The sequence below is a fragment of the Sphingobacterium multivorum genome (assembly GCF_039511225.1).
GTDB lineage: Bacteria > Bacteroidota > Bacteroidia > Sphingobacteriales > Sphingobacteriaceae > Sphingobacterium.
This window is the reverse complement of sequence record NZ_CP154261.1, coordinates 2,487,173-2,511,262: the sequence shown is the minus strand read 5'-3', so window position 1 is coordinate 2,511,262 and position 24,090 is coordinate 2,487,173. Positions and strand designations below refer to the sequence as shown.

General features: G+C 39.4%; 27 protein-coding genes. 8 read left to right on the top strand and 19 right to left on the bottom strand.

The genetic code is table 11. The annotated features are described in order from the left end of the window. Positions 1-3: 3 nt before the first annotated feature. The 12 genes from AAH582_RS10230 to AAH582_RS10175 all read right to left on the bottom strand — a co-directional run bounded on the left by AAH582_RS10230 (position 4) and on the right by AAH582_RS10175 (position 10,706). On the bottom strand, positions 4-1,155 hold the full coding sequence (locus AAH582_RS10230) for an FAD-dependent oxidoreductase (RefSeq protein ID WP_343322045.1): 1,152 nt from the start codon (positions 1,153-1,155) through the stop codon (positions 4-6). Between the two features lie 35 nt (positions 1,156-1,190). Then, positions 1,191-1,946 carry a helix-turn-helix domain-containing protein gene (locus AAH582_RS10225; protein WP_343322044.1) on the bottom strand — a complete coding sequence of 252 codons (756 nt, stop codon included), beginning with the start codon at positions 1,944-1,946 and terminating at the stop codon, positions 1,191-1,193. A 134-nt stretch (positions 1,947-2,080) separates the two neighbouring features. After that, on the bottom strand, positions 2,081-2,449 hold the full coding sequence (locus AAH582_RS10220; protein ID WP_343322043.1) for a nuclear transport factor 2 family protein: 369 nt from the start codon (positions 2,447-2,449) through the stop codon (positions 2,081-2,083). 53 nt (positions 2,450-2,502) lie between these two features. Then, positions 2,503-3,120: an alpha-ketoglutarate-dependent dioxygenase AlkB family protein gene (locus tag AAH582_RS10215; RefSeq protein WP_046675995.1), complete on the bottom strand. Its 618-nt coding sequence runs from the start codon at positions 3,118-3,120 to the stop codon at positions 2,503-2,505. A 424-nt stretch (positions 3,121-3,544) separates the two neighbouring features. After that, positions 3,545-4,228, bottom strand: a complete 684-nt coding sequence (locus tag AAH582_RS10210; RefSeq protein ID WP_343322042.1) for a type 1 glutamine amidotransferase domain-containing protein — start codon at positions 4,226-4,228, stop codon at positions 3,545-3,547. An 18-nt stretch (positions 4,229-4,246) separates the two neighbouring features. Further along, positions 4,247-5,182, bottom strand: a complete 936-nt coding sequence (locus AAH582_RS10205) for a helix-turn-helix domain-containing protein (protein WP_343322041.1) — start codon at positions 5,180-5,182, stop codon at positions 4,247-4,249. Between the two features lie 7 nt (positions 5,183-5,189). Then, the gene (locus tag AAH582_RS10200) at positions 5,190-6,137 is read right to left on the bottom strand and encodes an NAD-dependent epimerase/dehydratase family protein (RefSeq protein ID WP_343322040.1); all 948 of its coding nucleotides are present in this window, start codon (positions 6,135-6,137) and stop codon (positions 5,190-5,192) included. Between the two features lie 222 nt (positions 6,138-6,359). Continuing rightward, positions 6,360-6,749: a RidA family protein gene (locus AAH582_RS10195; protein WP_046675989.1), complete on the bottom strand. Its 390-nt coding sequence runs from the start codon at positions 6,747-6,749 to the stop codon at positions 6,360-6,362. Positions 6,750-6,828: 79 nt separating this feature from the next. Then, a complete protein-coding gene (locus AAH582_RS10190) occupies positions 6,829-7,401 on the bottom strand; it encodes a Crp/Fnr family transcriptional regulator (protein ID WP_343322039.1) in 573 nt (190 codons plus the stop codon). Between the two features lie 142 nt (positions 7,402-7,543). After that, positions 7,544-8,494: a helix-turn-helix domain-containing protein gene (locus AAH582_RS10185; protein ID WP_343322038.1), complete on the bottom strand. Its 951-nt coding sequence runs from the start codon at positions 8,492-8,494 to the stop codon at positions 7,544-7,546. A 99-nt stretch (positions 8,495-8,593) separates the two neighbouring features. Continuing rightward, the gene (locus tag AAH582_RS10180; protein ID WP_343322037.1) at positions 8,594-9,430 is read right to left on the bottom strand and encodes an SDR family NAD(P)-dependent oxidoreductase; all 837 of its coding nucleotides are present in this window, start codon (positions 9,428-9,430) and stop codon (positions 8,594-8,596) included. Between the two features lie 424 nt (positions 9,431-9,854). Further along, on the bottom strand, positions 9,855-10,706 hold the full coding sequence (locus AAH582_RS10175) for an AraC family transcriptional regulator (protein WP_046675985.1): 852 nt from the start codon (positions 10,704-10,706) through the stop codon (positions 9,855-9,857). 85 nt (positions 10,707-10,791) lie between these two features. Here AAH582_RS10175 and AAH582_RS10170 point away from each other — a divergent pair, with 85 nt between their 5' ends. Continuing rightward, positions 10,792-11,739 carry an NADP-dependent oxidoreductase gene (locus AAH582_RS10170; protein WP_343322036.1) on the top strand — a complete coding sequence of 316 codons (948 nt, stop codon included), beginning with the start codon at positions 10,792-10,794 and terminating at the stop codon, positions 11,737-11,739. A gap of 76 nt (positions 11,740-11,815) precedes the next feature. On the opposite strand, the gene AAH582_RS10165 is transcribed toward AAH582_RS10170, so the two are convergent. Together AAH582_RS10165 and ligD are read right to left on the bottom strand one after the other, a co-directional pair. After that, entirely contained in the window at positions 11,816-12,001 is a 186-nt protein-coding gene (locus tag AAH582_RS10165) for a hypothetical protein (protein WP_343322035.1), read from the bottom strand. A 39-nt stretch (positions 12,002-12,040) separates the two neighbouring features. After that, positions 12,041-14,740 (bottom strand): DNA ligase D, encoded by a 2,700-nt coding sequence (gene ligD, locus AAH582_RS10160; RefSeq protein WP_343322034.1) that lies wholly within the window; start codon positions 14,738-14,740, stop codon positions 12,041-12,043. A 329-nt stretch (positions 14,741-15,069) separates the two neighbouring features. On the opposite strand from ligD, the gene AAH582_RS10155 reads away from it, so the two are divergent. Then, positions 15,070-15,858 (top strand): PhzF family phenazine biosynthesis protein, encoded by a 789-nt coding sequence (locus AAH582_RS10155; RefSeq protein ID WP_343322033.1) that lies wholly within the window; start codon positions 15,070-15,072, stop codon positions 15,856-15,858. Positions 15,859-15,995: 137 nt separating this feature from the next. After that, positions 15,996-16,400, top strand: coding sequence for an NUDIX hydrolase (locus AAH582_RS10150; protein WP_343322032.1), 405 nt, complete (start codon positions 15,996-15,998; stop codon positions 16,398-16,400). A 165-nt stretch (positions 16,401-16,565) separates the two neighbouring features. Here AAH582_RS10150 and AAH582_RS10145 read toward each other — a convergent pair whose 3' ends face one another. Next, on the bottom strand, positions 16,566-16,850 hold the full coding sequence (locus AAH582_RS10145) for a hypothetical protein (RefSeq protein WP_343322031.1): 285 nt from the start codon (positions 16,848-16,850) through the stop codon (positions 16,566-16,568). Positions 16,851-16,966: 116 nt separating this feature from the next. On the opposite strand from AAH582_RS10145, the gene AAH582_RS10140 reads away from it, so the two are divergent. From AAH582_RS10140 to AAH582_RS10130, 3 genes are all read left to right on the top strand, one after another. Next, positions 16,967-17,809, top strand: coding sequence for a chromate resistance protein ChrB domain-containing protein (locus AAH582_RS10140; RefSeq protein WP_343322030.1), 843 nt, complete (start codon positions 16,967-16,969; stop codon positions 17,807-17,809). Between the two features lie 79 nt (positions 17,810-17,888). Further along, positions 17,889-18,413 (top strand): hypothetical protein, encoded by a 525-nt coding sequence (locus AAH582_RS10135; RefSeq protein WP_343322029.1) that lies wholly within the window; start codon positions 17,889-17,891, stop codon positions 18,411-18,413. 115 nt (positions 18,414-18,528) lie between these two features. Next, positions 18,529-19,515, top strand: a complete 987-nt coding sequence (locus AAH582_RS10130; protein ID WP_343322028.1) for a DUF1259 domain-containing protein — start codon at positions 18,529-18,531, stop codon at positions 19,513-19,515. Positions 19,516-19,617: 102 nt separating this feature from the next. Here the strand turns inward: AAH582_RS10130 and AAH582_RS10125 are convergent, their stop codons facing one another. Further along, positions 19,618-20,028: a hypothetical protein gene (locus AAH582_RS10125; protein WP_343322027.1), complete on the bottom strand. Its 411-nt coding sequence runs from the start codon at positions 20,026-20,028 to the stop codon at positions 19,618-19,620. Positions 20,029-20,281: 253 nt separating this feature from the next. On the opposite strand from AAH582_RS10125, the gene AAH582_RS10120 reads away from it, so the two are divergent. Both AAH582_RS10120 and AAH582_RS10115 read left to right on the top strand, forming a co-directional pair. Then, positions 20,282-20,557 carry a DinB family protein gene (locus AAH582_RS10120; protein ID WP_343322026.1) on the top strand — a complete coding sequence of 92 codons (276 nt, stop codon included), beginning with the start codon at positions 20,282-20,284 and terminating at the stop codon, positions 20,555-20,557. Next, positions 20,491-20,793: a hypothetical protein gene (locus AAH582_RS10115; protein ID WP_343322375.1), complete on the top strand. Its 303-nt coding sequence runs from the start codon at positions 20,491-20,493 to the stop codon at positions 20,791-20,793. The genes AAH582_RS10120 and AAH582_RS10115 overlap by 67 nt, the downstream gene beginning before the upstream one ends. A 157-nt stretch (positions 20,794-20,950) precedes the next feature. Here the strand turns inward: AAH582_RS10115 and AAH582_RS10110 are convergent, their stop codons facing one another. The 3 genes from AAH582_RS10110 to AAH582_RS10100 form a co-directional block, all read right to left on the bottom strand. Beyond that, entirely contained in the window at positions 20,951-21,640 is a 690-nt protein-coding gene (locus AAH582_RS10110; RefSeq protein WP_343322025.1) for an MBL fold metallo-hydrolase, read from the bottom strand. Between the two features lie 54 nt (positions 21,641-21,694). Further along, on the bottom strand, positions 21,695-22,282 hold the full coding sequence (locus AAH582_RS10105) for a Crp/Fnr family transcriptional regulator (RefSeq protein WP_046675973.1): 588 nt from the start codon (positions 22,280-22,282) through the stop codon (positions 21,695-21,697). 218 nt (positions 22,283-22,500) lie between these two features. Continuing rightward, positions 22,501-24,090 carry an MFS transporter gene (locus tag AAH582_RS10100; RefSeq protein ID WP_343322024.1) on the bottom strand — a complete coding sequence of 530 codons (1,590 nt, stop codon included), beginning with the start codon at positions 24,088-24,090 and terminating at the stop codon, positions 22,501-22,503.

Here is a 24,090-nt window from a genome sequence, read left to right as displayed (position 1 = left end):
GGTTTACCTCCGCTCTTTAAACATTGCTAGCAAATTATCAAGGCCACCTTCCGCGTGTAATATTTCTGTGTTTTCCAACGTATCTTTGGTTATTACTGCCGCCCTTGCCTGCATTTGTTTTTCATACTGTGAAATTGCCGTCTGAATATCCGGAAAATGATCGCTGGTCAAATTTTCGGCCAGCTCAAAAGCGTCCTGCATCGCCTGGTTTACACCCTCACCGGCATAGGGCGGTATACGATGAGCCGCATCGCCAAGCATGGTCAAGTTGGGTAATGTGGGCCAAGTCTGGTCCAATGGAAAGTGATATTGCGGTCGTGGCATAAACCAAATTTCATCACTTGCAAAAAGTTCATGCCATCGTTCACTCCAGGAGGAGAACGCGACTTTAAACCAATCAAATACCTGTTGCTTGTTGTTAAAGTCAATGCCGCTTTCCTGCACCCAATTTTCAGGAACTTTACAACCGGTATAAAACGATAAACTGCCCTCTCCTTTTGCACTTAAGATAATGGATTGTCCGTTTCCAAGCGCAAAGACTTTTCCGCCTTTTGCGATTTCCCAAAGTTTCGGTGCGTTTTTTTCAGCCTCGTAGACATTTCCCTCAACAATCGTGACGCCAGAATAAATTGGCTTAATATCGGTGAGATAAGGGCGGATTTTTGAATTTGCACCATCCGCTGCGACGACAAGGTCAGCGTAAAAAGATTTTCCGTTTTTGAAATGCAGAAGCCAGCCATGATCCTGTTCTTCCATTGAAACAAACTGACTGTCCCAGACAATGGTACCCTCATGCAATGCGTTTATTAAAATATCACGCAAAGGGGCACGATCAATTTCAGGACGATCTTCCTGATCCTTATGTGGAAGCTCGTGCTCATCCATTTTGATGATGGCCTGCTTGTCCAACACCCTTAAACGTCCCGCCTCGGGTCGAAAGCTAGCTTTAAATTCTTTCATCAAATTTGCCCTGCGAAGAGCTTCCAAACCACTTTCTTCGTGCAGGTCCAGTGTGGCTCCCTGCTGGCGAACTTCTTTATTGCTATCACGTTCATATACGGTTACATTTGCTCCCTTTAATTGTAAGAGTTTGGCTAATGTGAGTCCGCCTGGACCACCGCCAACGACTGCCACTTTTTTGTCTTGTAATTTCATATCCAGTACAATTTAATTTTTTTGACTGAACAAAATTAGGTGGATCTGAGCGTTGAAAATTGTATAAAACGCTCATTTTGGTTCTTCAACAGTTCTTTTGGTGAAACACCTGCAAGTTTCTTGACTTCTTTAATAAAATGGGATTGATCGGCAAAGTTTTGTTGTGGAAACAATTTGCCTTCTTTGATGTGCTGAAAGGAAGCACGGAAGCGGATAATATTGCAATATGCTTTTGCTGTAAGTCCGAACTGCTGATCAAAATAACGGTTGATCTGCTGCCGACTCCAAAACGATTGTGCTGCAAGTTCTTTGATTGTAATCGCCCCGTTTGATGTATAAATGAGGTCGAACAGTGTTCGTTTCCTGTTGTCAACTTCACGTGGCAAAAGTGACTGTATTTTTTTTGTCGCTTTCGCACAGAATAAATCAAAGTCATTCAGGTCGTCGGCACTAAAGTTCCAAAAATTAGGAGGCAAGAGGCTTGCCCTGTCCACCAAGTTGGCGATGCTGGTCTGAAAAACAGATTGGATTGCAAGCGGGTTAAAACTGATGGCGTAAGTCTGTCGCAAAGGCGCAATGGTCGCCCGCCCCGGCTGAGTTTGGATGCCCAAAAGCGTCATGTGGAAAGGATCTGTTGCAGATTGCGTAAAAAATAGATCAACTCTTCCGTCTGGCAGTACAACAACCTCTTTATCGCAATCCGATTGGTTTTGTAAAAGCCAAAAGCTGTCAACAAAATCCGCTAACGGCCTGTCAGGTTTTACTGCCTGATATTTTAATTCATTTTCCATTGCTTTTAGTGAGTTCGTGCGCAATAGCCTTCCCCGCAAAATTCACTACGGCACATCCGGTGAAAAGCCCCACACATTCAATCAAAATTACGGATTATTGTATTACCACACATGAAATAGATCAAATACCAAGCCTATTCGGATGACGGTAGCGGCGATCCGTGTTTTTCAATGACAAATGCTTTAAGCTCTGCCATTTTTCCATCTTCAAATCGCCAAATGTCGCAATAATCGAAATGCTCATATTTTCCGGCCTTATTTCTCAACCGGATTTCTCCGGTCACCATAACAGAATCGCCTTCCTCAATAGATTTTTCGACATTAAAAACTGGTGGTTCCTGATAGAACTCTTTCATATAAGCTCGGACTTCTTCTTTTCCTTGGAGGGTACGGTCCCCTACAAAGACCCATTTCGTGTCTGCAGTACAATAAGCTAAGAAGCTTTCATAATCTCCTTTTGCAATAAATTCGTTGGCTATCTGTAATATTCTTATATTTTTCATTTTCATCAAAAAAAGTCAGGCAGAGAAAAGCCCAGTTTTAAATGGAAGCCTATTTATTCATCCTTTTGTTCGTTGATCAGACGAAATGTCAAGTTGATCCTTGCGCTCATCTTTTGCGTAGATTTTGCGATTCGATGTTCCCATGTCTCCTGCAAATTGCCTTTCATCAACAGCAAAGCACCATGGTTCAGTAGCAATGAATACTTCTTATTATGATCGTCCACTTTCCTGAAATCAAAATAGCGTGCTTGTCCCAGACTCACCGACCCGATCACGGGTCTATTGCCCAATTCGCTCTCGCGATCGCGGTGCCAGGCGACTGAATCGTTGTTATCGCGATATAGATTGAGCAAAACGGAATTGAATGTACAATAAAACCGCTGTTCAATCCGCTCCTTCAATGTTTTTAGAGGTTTAAGCCATTCGTTCACAGCGATCGTTTTGCCCGCCATTTGATAAGTCGCATTTTCGTCGCCATACCAGGCTGTCAAGCGAGGAGTCGATACCGTTCGGTCGTACATTTTCTTGGATGTCTGCTGCCAAGGTACTTCCTTGAGCAGAAAATCAAACAACTGATCAGCTTCTTCCTGCGTAAGAAAGTCCGGTTCAAAGTCCAGGAGATCTTCCGGAAAAATATATCCTTCATGTTGAAATAAGCGAAGCTGATCCATGGAACAATGAGTTAAATTTATATGATTTTCCGAAGCACCTAAAGCCTATGCCTGCAAAGAAAGAACAATCCTCGCCGCAGAGCGTTTGCTATTTTTTGAGGGAAAGTCTTGCTGACTGTTTCCTTTTGTCGCTATTAGAATTATCCTGTATGAGTTTTTTAACGAATTGCGGATTTTGGAAGCATGAAACAAAAAATTGGTAGTAGTAGGACTTATTCTTCTTTCATTATCTCACTGCCATTACCCTCATCTGGACGATGACAAGCAGGACAGAAAAATCAATTGCAACAAGTAATAAAATAAATAGCCTGGATCCAATCACTAAATACGCGATGCCAAGATGGATATTGATACGACCGATAACTTTTGTGACTTCAGGGGCGAAAAACGTATGCGTTTTAAAAAAATTAAAAGGAAGCGTTCTTTATTTTTCAAGCTCGTTAATTACCACCTTGGCCATTTCCTTCGAACTGAATGGATTTTGACCTGTAATCAGATTACCATCTACAACAACATGAGATGTCATTGGAATAAAAGCTTTTTTGAGATCTGCATCCCGCTCTTTGATGGCCGCTTCAAGATTGAAGGGTACCTCCCGTCTTCGTCTGGCAATCGATTCCTCAAACCAGTCAAATCCGGTCATTGATTTTCCTTTAATCAGGTACCCACCGTTGCTAAGCTTAACATTTAATAATCCCCCCACTCCATGACAGATCGCCGCGACTTTCCTTCCTTTTTCATACTGATTCCTAACCATTGATTGTATCGTAGTGTCATCTGGAAAATCGTACATTGTACCATGTCCCCCAGCTAAATAGATCAGATCATATTCTTGTTGTGCCAGCTCTGCTAGTTTTTCGCTATTTGCAAGAGATAAACGAAAATCATCTTCATTCCAATAGTGTTCAGAAATTTTATCCAGTGTAAAGTGTTTTAGACTCTCGGGATCTACCGGAACGTTACCACCTTGAGGACTTCCAATGGTAATATCATAACCCTTCTCTTTAGCCGTATGGTAGATGTGCGTGAGCTCACTAAGCCACAAACCGGTTTTCAGATGACCATTTGCATACATACCGATATTGGTTACTATAATTAAGATTTTCATTATACCCATATTTTTTTCTTAATTTAATGATGATCTGAATTCCAATGGAGAAAACGATGTTCGGCTTTTAAAAAGGCGATGAAAGGACTGCGGATGCTCAAAACCAAGCTGATACGCAATTTCAGAGACCGACATTGAGGTCGTAGAAAGTAATTCTTTTGCTTTTTCGATCAATCGGTTTTGGATATGCTGTTGTGTGGTTTGCCCTGTCTGCACTCTCAACATATCACTCAGATAATTCGCACTCAGGTGCAGCTGATCGGCTATGAAATGAACCGAAGGTATACCGTTAAGGGTTAATTTATCATTTTTGAAATAATCATCCAATAATAGCTCCAGCTTTGAAAGAAGATCACTATTAACTTTCTTTCTGGTCAAAAACTGGCGGTTATAATACCGGTCACAATATTTTAACAGCAGATCAAGATTGGAAACCAGCAGGTCCTGTGAGAACGTGTCCATGTTTCCTTCAATTTCACTCCCTAGGTTATTGATTATATCAAAAATTGTCTTCTCTTCCTTTTCAGAAAGGTGCAATGCTTCATTCGCGGTATAGGAAAAATAACCATATTCTTTAATTCCGGATGCCAATCCATACCCATGCAGAAAATCCGGATGTACCACCAGAACAAAGCCCCTCACTCCATTAAGAAGTATATCATCAAACTGAAGAACCTGATTTGGGGCAATAAAGTACATAATGCCCTCATTAAAATCATAATATTGCTGGCCATACCTGCATTTTCCACCGGCACAGTCTTTTTTTAAAGCAATAACATAAAAATCAGTAGTAATGGTTCCAAGAATAGTCTCCGATTCCAGTTTAATATCATCAAAATTAAATACACTGATCAATGGATTTGCACGTCTTTTTAATCCCAAAAACTGGTGAAGCGTACTTATAGAGGATACTTTCTCTGGAGTTTTCATTTGCTTATTTTCAGATTTGTACATGACTAATTTACTTATTTATTTTGTCCCCTGAAAGCTGTTCATCCTTAATGATTTTGATTCCCTGCGTATATGAGGTGACCTGAAAATCTGGAAATCTCTTTCTGAATTTTGAGTCATCAAATATATTGTCGTACTCATACCTGGGGAGAAGCTCCAGTAACTCCTTTACACTTTTGTTGAAAAATGAACCTATTTTAAACATCAATTTAGGAATGACAGCATAGTGGAGGTCTCTGTTATAAATCTCTGAGGCCATTCGAATAAACTCTTTGTAGGTAGGATGGTTTCCATCTACCGGAAGATGCCATGTCTGACCGAATGCGTCAGGAGTATTGCCAATCAAAGCAGTGGCTCGGCTCGCATCCGGAGTCCAGATCAGGCTTCTTTTCTTATTTACACTCAAAGGTACTTTCAACTTTTTATGTTCCTTGATATTGTTAAAAATCAAGGTATTGGTAATACTCTGTGTTTTGCCGGGGCCGTAAAATTCAGGTGCACGACAGATCACAGCCTCAAGTACCCCTGACTCCATTTCCTTCAACAGCATTTCGGCCATTTTTCTTCGGACTGTTCCTTTCCTTCCCACAGGTCCAAAAACAGTTTCTTCTGTCAATACCCGGTCATCCTGGGGATACATATACGTATTGTCAAAGAATACCAGTTTTGTATGGTTAATCTTACAGGCATCAATCACATTGCGAAGGATAAGCGGGAACTGTTTTTCCCAGCGATCTGAACTGATCGGAAGGCCTAATGTAAAATAAGCTATTTCACTTCCTTTTACTGCCTCGATTGCTTTCTCACGGATCGACAGATCCGCAGAAAAAACCTCGTCTGTGTCGTTTACTTTTTTCGCATTCCTGCTGACAATCCGTATAGATGAAGTAAAATTTCTGTTGAGTTCTCTTGCGAGCTCTTCGCCAATCTGACCGTTAGCCCCTAATATCGTTTGCATATCTTTTGCTGTTTTAAATTATTAAACAAAGTTCAGAAGATTTATAAGGATCTGAGTAGCCCAATTCAGGTAAGTTGTAACAGAATCTCTGTTACATCACCTTTCCTCCTCTAGGATCTTGCCACCCTACGTTATCTATAGTGGTCGGCTCAATGTAAAGGGATTCTTCAACAATAAAAAAATGGCAAATAGCGAGCTATCGCCATTTTTTTAATCCTGACGTTATTTAACCAGTGTTGCTTCCAGTTCTACCTTCAAAGTTTCAAACAATGTCTTGACTTCCAAAACTGTACTTGTTTGCTTCACTTTATTTTTAGTAATCCAATCCTGAATTACATCAAAGTTTTCAAATAGCGCTGTAGAATCGGTCGTGTAGATATTGAGGCGAACGAGATGTCGAGCTTCATATCCACTTGATTGAATAACTTTTTCAAGATTTTCAATAGTATGAAAAATCTGCGTTCTCATATCAGCAGTGCTCGATACGCCATCATCACTAATAGCACATTGTCCCGACACATATAAGGTTGAATTAGCATGTTTAATTTCAACAGCCTGCACATAATTTCTGGCTTCCTGCCAGTTCCAAGGATTGATTATTTTCTTTTCCATTTCTGTAAAATTATTATGGAGCATAAGCTCAAAATATTTTTACATTCACCTGTGTGACAAACCTCACAATTAAATAAAATCAAGAAAACAGACGGCTTAATGTCTCTCTGGATACGCCTAGGTAAGAAGCAAGCAACAATTTTGGAATCCGTTGCAGTAAAGCGGGATTTCTTTTGATCAGCTGCTCATATCTTTCCTTTGCTCCCGAGGTTAAAAATGATAAGATCCGTTGCTGTGAACCGATATGGCCGGCAATTGATTTACGAAGGAAAAAGCGTTCCATCTTTTGAAGCCTATTGCACAACCTTTCAAAATTTTCCAGCGATAGACAAAGTAATTCTGTGTTCTCAAGACATTCCAAAGTAAATGAAGCATTTCCGCCTGTATAAAAGGCCGAAACATCGGTTTCCCACCAGTCTTCCATTGCAAACGAAACAATATGTTGCTTAGCGTCACCGTCTGTATAATAAAATTTAAGAAGGCCAGACAATACAAAGTAAATATAGTTTACGGTATCTCCCTCCCTAAAAATACATTCCGACTTTCTATACTGCCGTTGAATAAAACATGCTTTTACCAAGGCAAATTCATATTCAGTAAGTACAACGACTTTCTCTATATGTTCTTTTAACAGATTATATTTATCTTCCATTAGATTGTCAGTACCATTTGTTGCTGATTACAAGTGTTAAAACTTCCATTGTATAATTAACTAAATGAAGTGTTTTTTCAAAAATGCTGATACAAATCCGCACCGGAAAAAATAGTGCAGAGAGTTTAAATATTCGCAAAAATTAATTGAATTGAGCTCTATATTGTTGTGGACTTTGTTTGGTTTTTAATTTAAACAATCTGCTAAAGGATTGCGGTTGTTCAAAACCTAATTCAAATGCAATTTCAGAAACGCGGAGAGCTGTTGTAGATAACTTATTCTTTGCCCGATAAATCATTTTATCATGAATGATTTGCTGGGTGTTTTGACCGGTAAGGTTTCGCAACAGATCGCTTAAATAACTCGCTGACATATGCAGCTGATCAGCCAAATAATTCACAGTAGGAACTCCTCCACTCAGGACCTTATCGCTATTGAAATAATCCTCTAGCAATTGATCAATACGCTCGGCAATACTTGGATAGTTTTGTTTTCGGGTCAGAAACTGCCTGTTATAAAATCGTTGGGCATAGTTTAGCAACAGTTCAATCTGGGCGATGATCACATTGTGGCTCATCTCGTCTATACGGTTCTCAAGCTCTTCTTCTATATTTCTGAAAAGTGATAGAATGGTTTCTCTTTCTTTGTTCGAAAGGTGCAATGCTTCATTGGTAGCGTAGGAGAAAAAGTGATACTGATGGATCTTTTGGGCTAACGGATAGTGCAATAAAAAATCAGGATCTATAAGCAGCGTGATCTGTGGGCGAAGTATGCTTTGTTCTCCAGTTTCCTTCTGCCTATCCGTTTCTATAGCAGAGAGAATCTGCTGGGGAGCAACAAAAAACAAACCGCCCTCTTTAAAATCAAATTTGGTATGGCCATAGATTAGTTCCCCTCCGGCATCTGGTTTAAAGGCTATTTTATAATAGTTCAACACATGTGATTTAGGAGGAGCATGACCTTCAAGTGGCTTGTCTACCCCATTTAACAAAACAATTAAGGGATGCTGCGGCGGCGGAAAACCTGATGCCTGCATGACATCGGCCAGCGTATTAAATCTTTTTACGGAATGATTCGATTTTTTGGAAACCATATTATAAAAATTCTAGGTTACAAGTTAAACAATATTCGCTTTTCCTCACAAAAAAGAAAAGCGAATAGATCGGAAGATTGTTAACGACGACATAGATCACTAGCCTTGGGCTGCTTGAGAAATCGGTTTCCAAGTTTCCCATTCCTGGATACGCTCTGAATAAGTTTGTCGGATATGTTTCAGATCATTTTTACCCAAAAGGAGTCGCAACGGTGGATTTTCGGCATCCACAACAGCAAATAGCGCATCAGGAGTTGCATTAGGATTTCCCCGTTCCATCGTTTGTAAATTTTTCATCACCTGGCTTTTCAAATCGTCATAATACGGCAGCTTTTTGCTGGCTATTTTCAGTGATTCGGTGCTACCAAATTCGGTATTGTAAGCCCCAGGTTCAATTAGCGTTACTTTGATGCCAAATGCCGCAACTTCTTTAGACAAACTATCGTAAATAGCTTCAAACGCAAATTTCGAAGAACAATAATACCCGATTAGGGGATTACTATAAATGCCGACAGCGCTGGATGTGCCCAAAATATGGCCATGCCCTTGGGCTCGCAATATAGGCAATGCCGCCTGAATCACATGGATAGGTCCTATAATATTTGTTTCATACATGACTTTTACCTCATCAGTGCTACTCTCTTCAATGGATCCCACCAGAGAATATCCTGCGTTATTGAGCACAATATCCAATCTGCCAAAATACTGCTTGGCTTGGTGGATCGCATTTTGCACTTGGGAGCGATTGGTTACATCCACTTCAAGAACCAAAACCTGATCGCCATACGTTTCTTTTAACGCGGCAATACTATTTATATTACGTGCTGTAGCTGCCACCTTGTCGCCACGTTTCAAAGCGGCTGCTGTCCATATTTTTCCAAATCCTCTTGAAGATCCTGTGATGAACCAAACTTTTTCCTTTTGCCTATTTTCCATTTTTAACTAATATTAATATGAATGCAAAGTTGCTTCTAAAATGGATTTACTTACGTTGCCATAATGAGGATTATCCTAACCAAAATAAAGAAAAACGGGCTGTGAAACAGCATTGGGATGATCTAGGAAAAAACATTAGTCGTACAGCAAGATGAAGTAGCTAAAGTCAACATCTGCAAAAGGCAACCCGACATATACAATAAACACCTAAGGTTCAACATTGTATACCATATACTAAAAAAGGCCGGAATAGTCCAGCCCTGATATATAGTTATGATCCCAATAATGGGATAGTCGGTTTCAAAAATGCTGGCTTGACAAAGTGTAAATCAAGCCAGCAAAAGTAATCGTCTCATTTTTCGTATTAGGAACAACCGGAATGCAGTATTCGTTTGATCTTTTATAAAAAAGCCGAGCATCTGACTTAAGCCTCTCTTCTGTTATCCAAGAGCGCGCCGGCACGAAATTCTTTTAAACTCATGCCCTTATGTCTTTTGAAGAACTTATTGATATGGCTTTCGTCTGTAAATCCAAATTCATAAACCAGCTCGTGCACCCTTTTATCGCTGAACCGTAGCCTATGCTCTATGAGGCGAATTCGATAGGACGATATATAGTGTTGCATAGTCTCGTTGCACTGCTTTCGGAAATAACTGCCGAGGTAGGTTGGCGACAGGCCGAACTGATTTGCGATGGCTGAAATCTGAAGTAAATCCGGCCGCCGGATGTTTTCCTGTATATAGTCCAGTATCTGCAATATTCGCCCATCCGACCTAGAAGATATGCTAGGAGGTTTCATTCCGGCAATGTTCCTTCCTGCGATGACAATGACAGCATTGACCAAATGACGGATAAGGTCTTCATTGTAAATAGATGGATATGCTGTCGCTTGCCGTAAATTCTGCATCAGTAAGGCAACCATCTGCTTATCTGCGGGGTGGATAATGACGGAGCCCGATAAATGCGATGCATAATATAAAATACAGGCGATGTGGTCTATACTTTTCCAATCGTATTCTTTGATATAGTTCTCCCCAAAACGCACGACCATAAACTCACAGGTGCCTTTCAAATCAAACTCGTGGCGGTCATTTGGTGTAATCAGAAACATATCTCCTTGATGGTATGCAAACTTATTTCCATTGACAACGTGGCTTCCAGTTCCCGAAATGACATACACGAATTCAAAAAAATTAAATTCCCTCTCACGCAATGGGCATTGGTCAACCTTTTCATAGAAGACCTCTAATGATTGGTAAATATTTTCTTTCGCCATGAGGTAAAGATACCCAAAAACGCTTTAAATGTACCTGTTTTAGCACCTCTTATCGGTATATCTTTGCTCAATAAATAGAATTGAAATGAAAGCAATCGTATTGGAAAAATTCGGAGACACGGATAGCTTAGTCTACAGAACTATTCAAAGACCTGATGTAAAATCAGATGAAGTACTGATCAAGGTAAAGGCCATCAGTGTAAATCCTGTAGATGCTAAAGTCCGTAGCAGACAGGCGCCGTTGGCTGAAGACTTAGCTCATCATCAACCCTTAATTTTGGGATGGGATGTTTCCGGTGAAGTAACCGCAATCGGACCTGGAGTTAACCAATTCAACATTGGTGACGAAGTTTTTGGCATGGTCAACTTTGTTGGCCACGGTAAAGCGTATGCTGAATATGTCGCTGCTCCGGCAGAACATCTTGCTTTGAAACCCAATAACATCAGCCACATCGAAGCTGCTGCCAGCACCTTATCGGCGTTAACGGCTTGGCAGGCATTTGATAGTTACGGGAAATTGAGACCTACTGATAAAGTTCTCATCCACGGTGCTTCGGGAGGCGTAGGACATTTTGCAGTCCAGATTGCAAAACATATCGGAGCCTATGTTATTGCTACATCATCCATTTCCAATAGGGATTTTATACTCGGCATGGGGGCAGACGAACATATCGATTACCAAAAGACACATTTCGAGGATGTACTTTATGAGGTTGATTTTGTGCTAGAAGCCATTGGAGGTATTAATTTTCAGAAGTCAGTACAGGTACTAAAACCATTTGGAACAATAGTTACCTTACCTTCTGGTCATACTAAAGCGGATGAGCTTCAGGCTCAAAAAAAACAGTTACATGCCTGTTATTTCATGTCGGTTTATTCAAGTGGTCGCGATATGCAGAAAATAGCATCCTTATTGGAAAATGGTATTTTAAAACCACACATTTCGCATGTTTTCGGTTTCGACGAGATGGCAAAAGCTCATCTACAAATCGAAACCGGCCGTACCGTCGGAAAGATAGTGATTACCTTATAAAACGGTCAGCGATGCAAAAATGTATCGAGATCACCATATACTATAATCCCTGCTGGTCTTTAACTAGTGGCTAATACTAAGACTCGTCTTTGGTATTTTTCACCAAACCGATACCGGCAAAAAAGAAAATCAAAGCCAATACGCCCACTACCCCTAAATTGGTGTACGCGGTGCTTTTATTGATGAGTTCATAGCCTGTATAAATTAAACCGACAATACCAAGAATAGTCAGTATTGTTCCGAAAATGCGTTTTACGTTCATAAATGCTCGTTTAAAGTTATTGATTTTTAAAAATGAAATTTATTTATAATATTTATCCACTATACTTTTTAGGTTAATCCCTTTTCCCAATACAGGTTTAAAAATATCCCCTTCACTCTGCATTCTTTCAATCGCGTTTAAAATATGAAAATCGCTTATTTTTAACCCTTTTTTCACTTCGTCCCAATGAAGTGGCATAGACACTGTCGCTCCTGGCTTGGGGCGGACAGAATATGCGGCTGCAATGGTCGCATGTGGCCTGTTCTGCAAAAAATCAAGATACATTTTCCCTTTGCGGTCTTTTATGGACCGCTCTAGACTGGTGAATTTAGGAAGCTCATTATGGACTAGCGTGACAATTACCCGGGCAAACTCTTTAGATTGTTCGTAGGTATATTTGCCACCGAGTGGTATATAGATATGAAGCCCTGTAGAGCCACTGGTTTTGCAATAGCTAGTCGCCCCCATATCATCCAATATGCTCTTTGTGACCTGAGCAGCTTCAACAACCTGATCAAACGAATTTTTGTCCGGATCAAGGTCAATTATACAAAACGATGGATTTTCAGGCTTTTTAACCGTACTGCTCCAGGGGTTCATTTCAATGCAGCCAAGATTTGCCATATAGAGCAATGTGGCTTCGTCCTTGCCCACAAGATAATGACGGTCCTTTTCATCCGTTTCACTGTGGTAGAGATAGGTCTCTGCCCATTCCGGTGCCGTATCAGTCACGTTCTTAAAATAAAAACCTTCGCCTTCAATGCCGTTCGGAAAACGGTTCATACTCTGCGGCCTATCCTTAAGATAGGGCAATATAAATGGAGCAGCCTGATAGTAATAATTGATGAGGTCTCTTTTGGTTATTCCTTCTTTTGGCCAAAACACCTTATCTAAATTGGTAAACTTTAGTTCATGGCCATTTACCTTTCTGACCTGGGTTTTATCTGTCGGATTTAATAGTGTTTTCCGCGGTCCTTTTACTCTGGGTGTAACAATTTTATCTTCCATATCGTCTACCATTTTTTCTGTAGGAGTTTCCTCCTCAAGAATTACTTTTTTGGCACTTTTATCTTCCCGTATTCCGTCAAACGAAGGATGCCGCATAATACCGTCGCTGGTTAATTCCGCAAAGTTCACCTCACAGACGAGTTCCGGTTTAAGCCATGTCACGGTAGCATGTGGCGGATTTGGCCTGAAACGCGAGGGCTTATTGACGTCGGGCTCTTCAGAAAAAGGTGCTTTGTTAATAACAAGCGGTTTAAATAGCTTCATCATTTCTTTTTGAAGCTTAACATTAAAGCCAGTACCGACTTTTCCGGTGTAGATCAATTTTTTTCCTTCGTAGACGCCTACAAGAAGGCTACTAAACTGCTTACTTGAATCATCATTCAGTGTATACCCGCCTATGACGACTTCCTGTCTTTTGTTTGCTTTAATTTTAAGCCAGTCCTTAGAACGATAATGGATATGATAGGTGCTATCTTTACGCTTCGCCATAATCCCTTCTAAACCAAGCTTTTTAGCTTCCTCCAGAAAATGTATTCCGGAAGTTTCAAAATGTTCACTGACCAGGATGCTGTTGCCTTTGGGAATGATTTCTTTTAAAATTGCCTTACGCTCGAGCAATGTCAGGTCTTTCAGGTCCTGCCCCTGATACCAAAGGATATCAAAAACGTAATATACCAAATCGCCATCCGCTTCACTCCGCCAATTTTGGAGCGAGCCAAAGTTGGCCGTGCCGTTTCCACCTAAAACGACGACTTCCCCATCCAAGATGGCATCTAATTTCAGCTCCTTCAATTGATCATAGATGGGATAGAATTTTTCATTGAAGCTCTTGTCATTACGGGATTTTAGTTCCACCTCGCCTTTATTCATAAAAGCTACTGCGCGGTACCCATCCCACTTGACTTCATAGATCCAGCCCTCATCATCAAAGGGTTTATCGACCAAGGTAGCGAGCATAGGCTCAATATGGGAATAGAACCTTTGTTTTGGCGCATTTTTTAAAAGTGCCTGAATATTCGTTTTCTTTTTGGAAGTCGCAGTAGGAACAGCTTCAAGCTGCTCAGTGATTAGCTCGGATGCTTTCTTTCTTGTCGTGCGCTTATCTTTTACCGTACTGTCTTTTTTGATAATATGTTCACCATAAACCTGATCGGGTGATTTTTCCATCTGCGGAATGGTCTTGCCTGAGATCACTGATTTATCTTTTGTTGTGATATCTTTCTCACTGGCATATTTATCGTCAAGTTTCATAAGTAGCCATCCGTTATCTCCACGCCCGTGGGCTTTAACAAGAGCGAACTCTCCTTTTAGCTTTTGACCATTGAGCTTAAATTTAAGCTTGCCGGAATAGAGCTGATGCAACAGGTCCTTTTCTTGTTTAGCTACTTCCTTAATGCCACTTTCAGCTGGCTCATACGTTCCTTCATCCCAGACGATCACGGTACCGCCACCGTATTGACCTTTGGGGATCACGCCTTCAAAGTCTCGGTAATCATAGGGATGATCTTCTACCATCATAGCGAGGCGCTTAATATTAGGATCCATAGAAGGTCCTTTTGGCACCGCCCAGCTTTTCAGAACACCATCCATTTCAAGACGAAAGTCGTAATGTAAATGAGAGGCATCATGTTTCTGCACAACAAAGCGTAGTTCAGTCCCACTTGGCTGTCCCCCAAACGGTTCTGGGGTTTTCTCTTCAGAACGCTTTTCACGATATTTCGATAGTCCCATAGCTATTTATTTACTTTACTCCCATTTTCTCTATAACACAATAGCAGCATGAAAAAGGTTTAAAATATTTCCCTCAAAATGTTGTTCAACTGTTTACTACTATTAATCATTTTACTTCACAATAACATCTGGGGTATTTCTACCTAATTACAGTTAGGAAAAATCTGAGCGAAAAAGAACAAAATAATTTTTGGATTTGACAGTCCGAGACCTGTTCAAAGGGGGTATACAGCATCGGTTAAGATGGCGTTTACTGTCAAATTCTGTAAACAATGAAGCTAATCTTCATGAATTGAATTAACTTTACAAACGACAGCAATTTATCCATCATGAAGTTAGAACTATACCAAATAGATTCCTTTACAGAAGAAATTTTCCGGGGAAATCCAGCCTGCGTGGTGCCGTTAAAAGAGTGGTTACCCGATGAGACACTGTTTAAAATTACGCGTGAAAATGCGGTGGCGGAAACGGCCTTTTTCATAGACAACGGTGATACAATCCACTTAAGATGGTTTACACCTGAAATTGAAATGGACTTATGTGGCCATGCAACCTTAGCGACCGTCCATTGCTTGGTTAAACACCTGAATTATCAAAAAAGCAAAATTGTTTTTGAAACGCAAGTAGGTGAATTAACTGTCGATATAAAAAACGAAGTTTATTATATGGATTTTCCATCCAGAATGCCGCAGCCTTCCACACTGCCCGACGTTATTAAAAATTCGCTTAACATACAACCCAAAGAGATTTATAAATCAAGAGATTATGTTTTACTGTACGAATCTGAGGAAGAGATCAGAAACATCCGCATTGACAGATCAATTTTTGATCTGATTAATCTTGATCCCGGAGGTGTGGTCGTCACGGCAACAGGGAACGACAGTGATTTTGTATCCAGATACTTTACACCGCAATCAACGATACTGGAAGATCCCGTTACTGGTTCTGCCTATTGTTCCCTTATTCCGTTTTGGGCATCAAGATTGGGAAAGGATACTCTTTTTTCCCGTCAGCTGTCAGAAAGAGAGGGGCAACTTTATTGCGAGAACAAAAACGACAGAGTGATCGTGGCCGGTAAGGCCCGTACCTATTCTCAGGGTTTCATTTGGATCTCATAACAATCATTGCTTTAGCGGTACATCTTTAAAATGCTATAATAAGAATAAAAAAATACAACTTTAACCCAAACAGGAAAAAGTGACGTGATCATAGCTTGTTAACTGCTTACATCATTTTAATTCACTAAATTTATAATATGGACAATAAGGTTATAGATAAGGTCGCATTGATCAGCATTTCGGATAAAAAAGTGTTGACGGCACTTTCCAAATCAAAATCAAAGCTCTATTTGCCAGGAGGCAAAAGAGAACCTAATGAATCTGACATAGAATGTCTGAAGCGAGAAATTAAGGAAGAACTCAACGTTGAGGTCCAAGAAGATTCGATCCGTTATTTTGAGACCTTCCAAGCTCCTGCCGATGGCAAAGAGGCCGATGTAACGGTGAAGATGACCTGCTATTTTGCGGATTATTCGGGCACACTACAGGCAGCAAGTGAAATCGATTCATTTGAATGGATAACCCTCAGTGATGTTGGCAGAACCTCTGCCGTCGTCCGACTTATATTGGGTAAACTGAAAGAACTAGACCTGATCAACTAGTGCCAACCGGAGCGGCCGCGACTTTAATGGGCTTCTAATAAATAGCAGCTGGTTTGAAAGTTTTTGCGTGGCTCAGTAAAACAGTGAGATAAATACAAAAAACCTTGAGGGGGGATCTCAAGGTTTTTTACTACCTGTTTTTAACCTAATTTATGAAAAGTATTCTTATAACAACGGTTGATTCCCTTTCGTTTTATTTTTTGCAAAAAAGGCCGATTTGCCTGATTTAATCGAATTAGTATTCGATAGACGATGGCTGCGATTTAAATCATTTGCTGCAATCACTATTTTATCGCTAATACAGATTATTTGATAAATACAAGTTAAACCATTTAGCATCTTGCTATCCATAACGAATACCGAATCATTAACATCGTTAATGGGGAAAAACTTAACTTGATTAATTGTGTAGAGATCAATTTTGCTGAGTTTCTTAAAATACTGCGCCATACTTTTATTTTAAGCAGTATTTAACATCTAATTCAAGATTTAAATTAAATACTTCCCTTTGTTTTTACACAATAATTATTGATCTTAATAATAATATTTTGACGGAAAAAAAAGATATGGATTGGATTACACGTGAAAGACCAAAGATAGATAGGATTGCTTGTCCATGGCTGATAAAGCGTTTTATAAATCCGGACGCAAAAATAATATATGCCCCCCTAGATATGGTCTTTGAAATTGCTAAACAAACGAACGCCATTCCGTTTGATATTCCTGATGTAGAATACACTCATTATGCAGACGAGTGTACATTTGACTATTTCCTTAAAAAACATGAATTAAACGATCCGGCATTAAAACGAATTGCTGCAATTGTCCGTGGTGCAGACACGGATAGACATGATTTAATGCCACAATCTGCAGGTCTCGAGGCGGTTTTTTCAGGTCTAGCTTACAATATCAAGGACGACAATCAGCTTTTGGAGATCGGAATGGTCATTTATGACGGCCTTTATAGCTGGGCTCAACACCTCTACCGACTGAAACATAGCAATGAAGGGCCAACTGAGGTTTTGCTCCTTAAAATCTATCATGAACATTTAAATGATAAGCAAAAAGAAAAATCTCCGGAATGGACCGCATCATTGCGGGAAATGATACAGGATCAAATCGATACAAATACAACATTAAGCTTAAATCAACTTTCCGAAGAACTGGATATTAGTTCAAGCTATTTATCACGCGAATTCTCAAAATATTTTGAAAACTTAAATTATGGTGAGTACATCCGTAAAAAAAGAATAGAAAAAGCCATTGAACTGATGTCTGACCGCTCAATTTCCCTTACTGAAATTGCCTATCTGACAGGTTTTTCTGATCAAAGTCATTTCACACGCATTTTTAAGAAATTTTCAGGAATTAATCCTTCAGAATATAGGAGGAAATCTTTTAAAAAGTAAGGAATATACAAAATAGTAAAATCTATTCTATTTTGAGATGTTACGTATTGGTTATACTTGCTTTTATAAAGCAGATATTATGAAACTAAACCGATACCACTCGTCTTACCATAGAACTTTTTATGCAGCGATAATTATTATACTCTTGTCATCATTAGATTTAAGAGCCCAACAACCGAGCAAACTGGTTGCTTATGTTGGTATAGTAAACCCCATTGTTTCCCTATCATCTGGTACGATAACGCCAAATTTTAAAGATAGCTATCAGGTAGGTATGCCGACAGGTATCAATATACTTAGAGAAGGACACTTGGGATTTTCACTGGAAATGGTTCCCTACATTAAAATAGCATCCGGGAACAGCAAAATGAGCAATTTCTTGTTCCATCCGGGCGTATTATTTCCCATCGGAAAGGAATTTACATTTATAGCCAGGGCTGCATTTGAAACTTCTGGACGATATGGGCTTACACCAGTATTAAGCAAGGTCATAACACATGGTCAGGCTGGAAAACTTTTTCTAGCCATCCCCTTCCCCGTCCGATTTGGCAATGAACAAAAAATTTCTATTGCTGCTGCTTTTCAATTCGGATATATATTCTAAATCGAATGGTGATCGATTAAAATTCCCAAATCGACAACAATAGTGGTGTTCATTTGTTGCAAGGGATAGTTTATTATTTATACGTAGTAATATTTTCAAAATATAATAGATCAGAATGGATAATTTTAGAAACTTAACGTCACGCAGAACGCTATTGAAAATGGGATTGCTCTTAACAGGCAGCGGACTAGTTGGCCTTAAAACAGTTCATGCGTTTTCTACGACCACGTCGAATACGCCTGATCTAACCGAGGCTGAAATCCAGGGAATTGAGAAGGCTTTAGGAAAGAAAGGAAAATATAATACAAAAGAAGTTACACATAATACCAATTTTCCCCGTAATGATCTAGCTGTGACCGTCAAAGGTAAGGATGTTCCTATATCTTTTGGCTTTGGAGGATGGGCTGCGATAAAGAGGACCATGGATGGAAAGAGTGCTGTGCTTATGAGTGATTGTGTTCTACTTCAGGAAGAAGTAAATCCCCTTATTACTGCTGCCGTTGAATCAGGTCTGGAAATTGGGGCAATCCATAACCATTTCTTTTATGAAGAACCCCGAATCTTTTATATGCACATCCACGGTATGGGGGAACCAGTCGAATTGGCTCAGAAATACGCAGCAGCTATCTCAAACACTAAGATAGCTGTTGGAAATCAACCAGCACCATCGGATCAAAAACAAGATCCCGGGGATAAGATATTTAATGTTACGGAATTAAATAACATTATCGGTCATGAGGCAGCGATAAACGGCTCAACAATCAAATATACAGTGGGACGATCCGATTTAAAAATTATGGCAATGGGAGCCGAAATGACATCATCGATCGGTTTAAACAGTTGGGCGTCATTTACCGGATCCGAAAACGAAGCCTATATTGCGGGTGACATCGCAATGTTAGACCATGAGGTCAATCAAGTTATCAGTACTTTAAGGAAACACCATATCGAAATTGTAGCAATCCACAACCATATGCTTGGAGATGATCCACACATGATCTTTCTTCATTACTTTGGAGTCGGTCCTTCTAGAGAGTTGGCACTAGCTTTCAGAGATGCGCTTCTTGTACTCGGTAAAAAATCGCATGGGCATAATCATTAGTCGAATTAATTGATCTATGCGCTCCATTGTACTTTTGATAAGACGTGGTGTAATATGCGCTCATTATATACGGCAACGTTAAATTTGACTATAGGATGTCCGCTAATCTATCTTTCTGTAAATAGCGGTAGGTGCATCCATTGCATCGATTGATAGGATCAATTCTTCTGAACTAACGGAATAGATCTGTGGAACGCCATCTTTGACATCATCATATATGATATACGATTCTTCCTTCCCTGTGATTTTACTTAGCTTTTTTTCAATGGAATACAGCCCCTTCTTTGTCGTGTTGTTACCCGTCATGAAATAATAATCTTTCACGCCAAATTGTACAATTTTACCATTTCCTTTATCAAAATATTCCCGCTGCCCGGTAAATTCAATTATGGAAGCTTTTATCTCCCATTTACCAATAATTGATGCCATTGGCAACTTTTCATCTTTACTGCAGGAAAAAATTACTGCAATTCCGAAAACTAATAATGTAACTAATGCCGATCTTCTTTTCATCTCTGTGCCAGATTTATTGATTAGGTTATACTTATTCCAAAGAACGTATTTAGATTATATAATGCTACAGTTAATTCATTGAAAATATTGGCTATTCTTTCTCTTTCTTCTTTATTGATGGAATTTTAAAAAAAAAGGGACGAGTGTTTATGGTATATAGACTTTATATATTACTACTAATTTTATCGTATTTTAAAAAAAAGCTTCATTATATTAGACTTTATTAAACTGATCTAGAATCTTAACTAATACGATGACAACTGAATTATTTGAATTTGAAATTCTAAAGGCTAGCAGAATCAGGTTATTACAAGTAATGGAAACAGTTGATAATACCATATTATTTAAAATTCCAGAGACCTTTAACAATAATATCGTTTGGCAAATTGGCCACTGTATCACTTCTCAGCAGCGGCATATGTACATGCGTAGTGGACTACCAATGATATATCGCAGGAATTTATGGAAGCATTCAAAATTGGAACGGCACCACATACGTGGAAGAATACACCAGACCTTGATGAAATAAAACATCTATTGCTTTGTACAGTAAACCAACTTAGTAAAGATTTAGTATCAGGTATATTTGTTGAATATCAATCGTTCAGTTTACCAATTGGTTTCTCCATCAATAATCACATTCAAGCACTTCAAGCCGCTAACTTTCACGAAGCCGAGCACAGCGGAATAATATTAAGTTACTTAACAATAAGATTTTTCCAGTCTTTCTTTGGGACAGTTATGACACTGGATACGATATCTTGATATGGCTTCAAGGCCAATCGATATTGAATCTACAAAGATATCCATTTTCAGGATGTTAATCTTTAGATAATTATCGCAAAAACTGGGGTTTAAAAAAAAGAGTTTTATACTGTCTATTCATTTGTAATTCCCTATTTAACGAGTCTGTACTGGAAGTTTACGAATTAAACCACGATACACATTTGGCCGCAAATTGCTCAAACTTTCGGTCCGTATTTCGCATGACTGGGCCATGACCAAAGCATATCATAGAAGGATTTAATCCTGCTAACTTTTGGAGAGATCTGATGTTTTGCTGTTGATCCGACGTGAATATTTTTGGAGGGAGCCCTAGGCCAGGCACTGTAGTGAGCAGATTCATATTTGTTGCAGCATCCCCGATTATCAATAAACCATCCCGCTCACGGAATAAAGAAATATGACCGGCTGAATGGCCTGGAGTTTCTATGACCCGAAAGTTTCCAATGCTATCATTTTCAACGAGTGTACCATCGACTTTGTGGCCCTGCCCCGCCCAGTATTTTCGTTGAAGTTTTGCTAACCAATGTTTGGGATTTGGATAGTCGTTGGTGACCATACCTGTTTCAGTCCTAAAAACTTCATTTTCATGGCAAAGTAAAGGTATTCCAAATTCATCACATAGTTGATCACTACAGCCCTGATGGTCTGCATGGGCATGCGTAAGCACATGTTGATAGACGGGTATTTTCTGAAGGGCTCCCTTCACCGTATTATATGAACTGCGTATCCCACAATCAACCAACACACCCTCTACTATATAGCAGTTGATACTATTTCGTGGCATCAATGGTACATGAAAAACTTCTTTGGCAATTTGATGTAACATAGCTTTTTTTTGCAAAACTATGGCACTCTATAGAAATAAATAAGGACATTTGTCCTATAATACTTTGGCGCTATGTATTTGTCCCTTCGCTCTTGTAAGAGATCGCTGCGTGATGCCCAGATATGAGGCGAGGTCTTGTGTCGCTATGCGCCGAACGAGCTTTGGTTCATTCGAAAGGACATGGACGTATTTATCGAGCGCTGATTTATTATTGTAATTCAGTATGTATTGTTCCTTTTGGATATATTCCTGTTCCATCACAACTTGTATGACCTTGTTCCAAGAAGTCACTCGACCAAGCAGATATTGATAGTCAGCATAGTTTATCCGATGAATTATACTATCTTCTACAGCCCTGATACTCCTTCTGGATTTTTCCTGAGCAACAAACTCTGGGAATGAGGTTACAAACTCATTTTCAAATTTGAAACAGGTTATATTTTCTTTCCCCTCCTTGTCGATGGCATATGCTTTTACCGCACCACTGGATATGAATCCAATATGACGACAGGGTTCGTCCGCACGAATAAAAAAATCACCCTTTTTCAAATAGTGTGGTTTGAAGAACTGAACAGAAAAATTCTTTTCTTCAGCTGACAGTACCCCTATCGAGAATAGATATTTTTTTAGTGCATCTGTCATATCATCATATTGTGTCTTCTATTGCTGTTCTTAAAAAAACTCGGGGCCATACCAAATCCAGCATACAAAAGTAACAATAATTGACTATTGAAAAAAGTTGCTCTCTTTGTTCGGATTTCTCCATCTACCTGTGTCATAATATGCGTATTTAAACGCTCGGATTCTTTTCGCATTGTTGGAGAATATTTCGCGATGATAATTTCTGAAATGTCAATATCTTAATAAGGAACATTTCCCTTTCTTAGTCTCAAAACAACATGTTGAATTTGAGGGAAGAGTACTAAAATAAGAATGACAAAAATTAAACCTGTTAACATCAAATCATAATAATCCCTAATAGCACGAGCCAATATCTGCTGACCTACCATCTGATTCAAGTAGCCCGAGGATACTATTTTAGACGTATATATATCGCTGCCTGCATTTGCGTATTGTGCCTGAATATCCAACAAGGTAACAGGCAACTGAGGGTTCGTCTCCGTGAGTGATTCCCGAACTTTTTCCCTTACAGATGATTTTGCAAATAATTGAAGCTCGTTATTAAGTGCCAGACTAGCTGTAAATCCTATGAACCTTGAAAATATACCAATCAGAGCGGCATTTACGGCAATTTTCGAAGGCGCTGATGCGGCGGTAAATGAAACAATCGGAACAAACAACACCCCTGTTGCCGCGCCATACATAAACATAGGCAAAAGGAAATCGGTTGTTTCGCCCTGTACAGAAACAAATAGTATCATATAGGCATAATATAATGCCATCAAGCCAAAACCAATAATAATCATCCTGATCAGGTTATACCCCATCAAGACAAATCGAGAAGTAATAAACATACTCAGTGTAGTTCCAGCAATTACCGCAATCCATACCGGAATGGTACTCAGTGGATGGTTTCCTAAAATCGCTTCAAGATAACCATAGGCTAGCCCAGTACTTCCTTTAAAAATATAAAAGGTAAAAAGAAGCAAAAGTCCTGTAGTGAAATTCTTTGCCCTAAAGATCTGTAAATTGATTAATGGTCTTTTAAGTTTTAATTCTCTGCTAATAAAAAGAGAAAGAATAATTAAATTAACTAAACAAAGTGTGCTGATTAATGAACTATCAAACCATCCCAATTGTCGTCCGTACACAAGGATATATCCTACGATCATGATAAAAGACACATAAAGTAAATAGCCGATCCAGTCCACCTGATAGAGTGGTATTTTTCTGGTAAACCGGGCCCTACTGTTCATGGTAAGTAAAACAACACTTGTCAGCATAATGACTACAATAACAAATCCGTAGAATATCCAGTTGAAGTCAAAGAAATGAAGGATGACACTGATATAGATGGAGTAAAATGGTACCGCTATTTGTATACTGCCATAAAGGAGACTATAAGCAATCACACGGGCACGTACAGACTGTAACCTTGGAAAAATAAGCTGTGACACAATTCCCGACATTAATGCACAGGTAATGCCCTGCAAAAACTGACAGAAAACAAATAATATCCAATCTCTGAAATAAAAACAGACCACAGCACATAGCACATTTACCGCAAGTGCCAGTAGTAGATATTCCCGTGGTGCGAAATACTTTACAATTCTAAAATCCAGCGCCAGGAAAGCTACGGTTGAACCATAGATAACGACCATACCATATTGTACATCTGTGGCTTCTATTCCGTAAAATCCCATTGCAGCACCTGGAATTCCGTAAAAGGCAAAACTAAACAGGCTGGTCATGAGAATAGCAAATATGACAGACCTTGCCATCCATTCTGATACCCAGGATTTAAAAATCGGTATTTTGTGTACTTGCAT